General features: G+C 45.8%; 3 protein-coding genes. 1 reads left to right on the top strand and 2 read right to left on the bottom strand.

Translation table 11 applies throughout. The features are described from left to right. Positions 1-85: 85 nt before the first annotated feature. Positions 86-1,462, bottom strand: coding sequence for a DNA phosphorothioation system restriction enzyme (locus ACLFWI_RS27360; RefSeq protein ID WP_446415555.1), 1,377 nt, complete (start codon positions 1,460-1,462; stop codon positions 86-88). Positions 1,463-1,520: 58 nt separating this feature from the next. Then, entirely contained in the window at positions 1,521-2,453 is a 933-nt protein-coding gene (locus ACLFWI_RS27355) for a cobalamin-binding protein (protein WP_446415554.1), read from the bottom strand. Between the two features lie 256 nt (positions 2,454-2,709). On the opposite strand from ACLFWI_RS27355, the gene ACLFWI_RS27350 reads away from it, so the two are divergent. Continuing rightward, positions 2,710-4,293 carry a B12-binding domain-containing radical SAM protein gene (locus ACLFWI_RS27350; RefSeq protein WP_446415553.1) on the top strand — a complete coding sequence of 528 codons (1,584 nt, stop codon included), beginning with the start codon at positions 2,710-2,712 and terminating at the stop codon, positions 4,291-4,293. Positions 4,294-4,479: the final 186 nt, after the last annotated feature.

The raw sequence follows: 4,479 nt of genomic DNA, 5'->3' as shown, positions 1-4,479 counted from the left end.
ACAAATGACAAATGACAAATGACAAATGACAAATGACAAATGACAATCTTCACCGTTCACGTTAATTATGTCCACCTACTTAGGGTCAAATGTCCAGCAATCCATACCGTTCCTGAAGTTGCAGCAATTTTAGTCGGGCTTCCCCTGCATTATCGGCTAAATCAGCAAACTCTAAAAACCGTTTCAACTCTTTTTTGAGCAAATTCCGTTCTACCTCGAAGGTTTGTCGTCCTAAATCTGGAGGGAGAACAATCATATCAAATAAAGTTGCCCGTTCCTTATCAGGATGCGGGCGCAAAATCCGCCCCCGCCGTTGAATAAACTGGCGGGGATTTCCACTACTAGCAAGAATAACAGCGGTTTGAATCGCTGGAATATCTACCCCTTCATCAAGACAGCGAATCGCCACCAATCCTTGTAATTTTCCGGTTTCAAATTGACGACGTAATTCCTCTCGTTCGGCTAAAGGCGTGTCTGCTGTATAGGTGTTAATCCGATATCCAAGTTCACTTCCTAATAACCGGGTTACGGCTGCTAATTGACGAGTGGTTTCCTGACTTACACTGCCTTCCACTGAACCATCTCCACAATAAAACAACGTGTGATAGGTCTCTAATCGTTCTGCCATTAACTGTTGCAATGCGGTTAACTTGTTAGCCGCTGACCCAATTAAACGAGCGCGTTGCATTAATAAGGCAGTTACAGTATCATTATTCTGGATATCGACACCTTCATTATTCATTAGCGCCCAGCCAATGCGTTTAGTAAATTTGGCATAGGCGATAGATTCAGTTTCGGTTAATTCCACTAAGATTGGATAGTAGAGATAGTGAACTAATGCCCCTTGGTGAATCGCATCCGCTAAAGTCAGTTCAGGTTGCAAAACTGAGCCAAAATAGTTGAATAAGCCGTGGGTTCCTTCCTCATCAAAATAGCGTTCTGGTGTCGCGGATAGGGCAAGACGTAAGCCAATATTGCGTGGTAAACTCTCTTCTAAGCGTCGAGACCCTAGGTTATGGGCTTCATCACCAACAATTAAGGTTTTGGGGGGAAAGTATTTAAGTTGAGATTGTAACCCCTCTGTGATCAATGTGGCGTTGGTGGTGATAATTGTCAGAAAAGATTGATTGCCCGATTGTAAGTTATAAAGGGCAGTAGACAGTTGATTTTGCCAATGGCGGACACTTTCAAACGCCAGAATCGGTTCTAAATTAAACGTCTGACATTCTCGCGCCCATTGGGTAACTAGATGACGATAGGGACAAACAACCAGTAAGACTTGTAAGCCGATTTGGTGATAGAGTTGGGTTGCGATCGCGAGGGCGGTAATTGTCTTGCCACTCCCTGTCGCCATCTTCAGCGTACCGCGTCCCTGATTGCTAAACCAGTTGGTTATCGCTTGTTGCTGGTAGGAACGCAGGTACAGTGATGGGGGTATCCGGGGACAACCTGGTGATATCATGTAAGATATTATATTAGTAGTAAAACCTGCCCCTACACAAGATTCAAGACGTAGCATGCTACGTCTCTACAACGTCCCAAGCCTTTCCACGATACCCAAAATTAAATAATTCTGGATGCAGAATTTCTGCCAAAATTTCTAAGGAATCAACTAATCGGGGTCCGGGACGATTAAAATAAGCATTGCCATCGGTAATATACACTTTCTGATTCCGTACCGCCTGTAACTCTGACCATTCGGGACGCTGAGTTAACTGCTGGGTTTCCTGATGGGTTCGCTCTAAATCAAAACCACAGGGCATAATAATCATCACTTGGGGGTCTGTTTTCAGCAGCGCATCCCATTCCAAGTACGGCGAATGCTTACCCAAGGCGGCAAATAAATGATGACCCCCAGCCATATCAACTAATTCGGGAATCCAGTTACCACTCGCCATTAACGGATCAGTCCATTCAATCGCGGCGACTGTGGGTTGATTGGTTAGGGATAGGTTCTGTGTTTTTTGCTCAATCGCGTCCACACGAGACTGGAGTTGATTCAGTAAGGGTTGCGCGTCTACGCCTAATGTAGCCGCTACTCGTTCAATATCTGCCCACACCTCGCTTAATTGATTCGGCTGCAAGGAAATCACTTGCGGCTGACTACGGGTGAGTTCAGCCACCGCTTTCTCCACCTCTGGAAAATTGACCGCACAGATATCACATTGATCTTGAGTAACAATATGGGTGGGTTGTAACTGTTCCAGGGTATCGGTTTTAATTTGGTAGATGCTCAGGGCGTCCTTGACTAAGCGACGCACATCCCGGTCAATTTGGGCGCTGGGTTTTTCTGCATCCAGTCGCGCCTCGGTACAAATGGGGCGGTTTTGGATGTCGGGAGGATAGTCGCATTCGTGCGATCGCCCAACAATTGCATCGGTTAAGCCTAAAGCGGCGACAATCTCAGTAGCGCTAGGGAGTAGGGAGACTATTTTTAGGTCAGAGGTTGGCATGATGGAGTGAAGATTATATTTTTTCAACGCAGAGGAACGCAGAGGGGTACGCAGAGGGGCGCAGAGGATTTGAGCGGATTTGAGTGAAAATTTTGTAGAATTCGAGAAACGATCAGTTATTACCTGACAAGTTTGCTTTAGGGGGTAAAAGCATTCACTCGAAATTTATGACGTTGGATTTGTTAATCTAACCGGATTTTTGTGCTAAAACGGGTACTATTATCCGATGCCAACGTAATGGTGATTTAGTTCTAATATGAAAGCATTACTCGTCTATCCTCTCTTTCCCAAGACATTCTGGTCTTATGAAAAAATATTAGAATTAGTCGATCGCAAAGTTTTACTGCCTCCGTTAGGGTTGGTCACTGTTGCGGCTATTTTACCACAGACGTGGGAATTTAAACTGGTGGATCGCAATATCCGAGCCGTCACCGAAGCGGAATGGGAATGGGCGGACGTTGTGATTCTCTCGGCGATGATTGTCCAAAAAGGGGATTTACTGGCACAAATCCGGGAAGCCAAACGGCGAGGGAAACGGGTGGCTTGTGGGGGTCCTTTCCCCACCTCTGTTCCCGATGGGGTGCAGGAGGCGGGGGCTGATTACCTGATCTTAGACGAAGGCGAAATTACATTACCCCTGTTTGTCGAGGCGATTCAACGGGGAGATGAGACAGGCATATTCCGTTCCCATGGGGAAAAACCGGATGTGACAACCACGCCAATTCCTCGGTTTGATTTATTGGAATTTGACGCTTATGATTCAATGTCGGTGCAATTCTCGCGCGGTTGTCCGTTTCAATGTGAATTTTGCGATATTATTGTCCTTTATGGACGCAAGCCCCGGACGAAAACACCCGCCCAGTTATTGGCAGAATTAGACTATCTCTATGAACTGGGATGGCGGCGGGGTGTGTTTATGGTTGATGATAACTTCATTGGCAATAAGCGGAATGTCAAGTTATTGCTCAAAGAATTAAAAGTTTGGCAAGAAGCACACCAGTATCCTTTCCGATTTAATACCGAAGCCTCTGTTGACTTGGCGCAAGACCCCGAACTGATGCAATTAATGGTCGAGTGCTATTTTGATGCCGTGTTTCTGGGCATTGAAACACCCGATGAGGATAGTTTGCAGTTGACCAAAAAATTCCAAAATACCCGCAGTTCGTTGGCTGAATCAGTGGATATTATTACTGAGGCAGGATTACGGGTGATTGCTGGTTTTATTGTCGGTTTTGATGGGGAGAAATCGGGTGCGGGTTCGCGGATTGTCCGGTTTGCTGAACAGACAGGAATTCCGACTACAACCTTTGCCATGTTGCAAGCTTTACCGAATACAGCATTGTGGCATCGGTTAGATAAGGAGGGGCGACTCCGGGGCAAAGATGGCAATATTAATCAGACTACGTTAATGAATTTTATCCCCACTCGCCCTTTAGAAGAAATTGCCCGGGAATATGTCGAGGCGTTTTGGCAATTATATGAGCCGGAGCAATATTTAGATCGGGTGTATCGGTATTTCCTGAAACTCGGAGAACCCAAGTGTAAACCACCGTTTAAATTGCCGAGTTGGGTAGATTTAAAGGCAGTGGCAATTGTGTGTTGGCGACAGGGGCTGAAACGGAAAACACGCTGGAAGTTTTGGCATCATTTATTTAGTATGATTCGACGCAATCCAGCGGTTTGGGAGCATTATTTAATTGTTTGCGCTCACAACGAGCATTTTATGGAATATCGTCATATTGTCCGGGATCAAATTGAGGGGCAGTTGGCGGAGTTTTTGGCACGAGAGGAGAAGTTAAAAGCCTCTACAGAGAATCAGAAAACTCAGGTGACTGTATAACGTGATTCCAGTTACCCTCCTACTGGTTTGGCATAGCTAAGGGAGCGGCGCCAGAATAAAGTACCAGTAGGACATGGTAAGCTGTTCGGCATTTAAACCTTACTGTCAAGAATGGCAAAATCCTTGCCGTAGTAGTGCGAGCATCTTGCTCGCTACCCAAAAGCATCTTGCTCGCTACCCAAAAGC

Source organism: Coleofasciculus sp., from assembly GCF_046539235.1.
Taxonomy (GTDB): domain Bacteria; phylum Cyanobacteriota; class Cyanobacteriia; order Cyanobacteriales; family Coleofasciculaceae; genus Coleofasciculus.
This window is presented reverse-complemented; position numbering and strand designations above follow the sequence as displayed.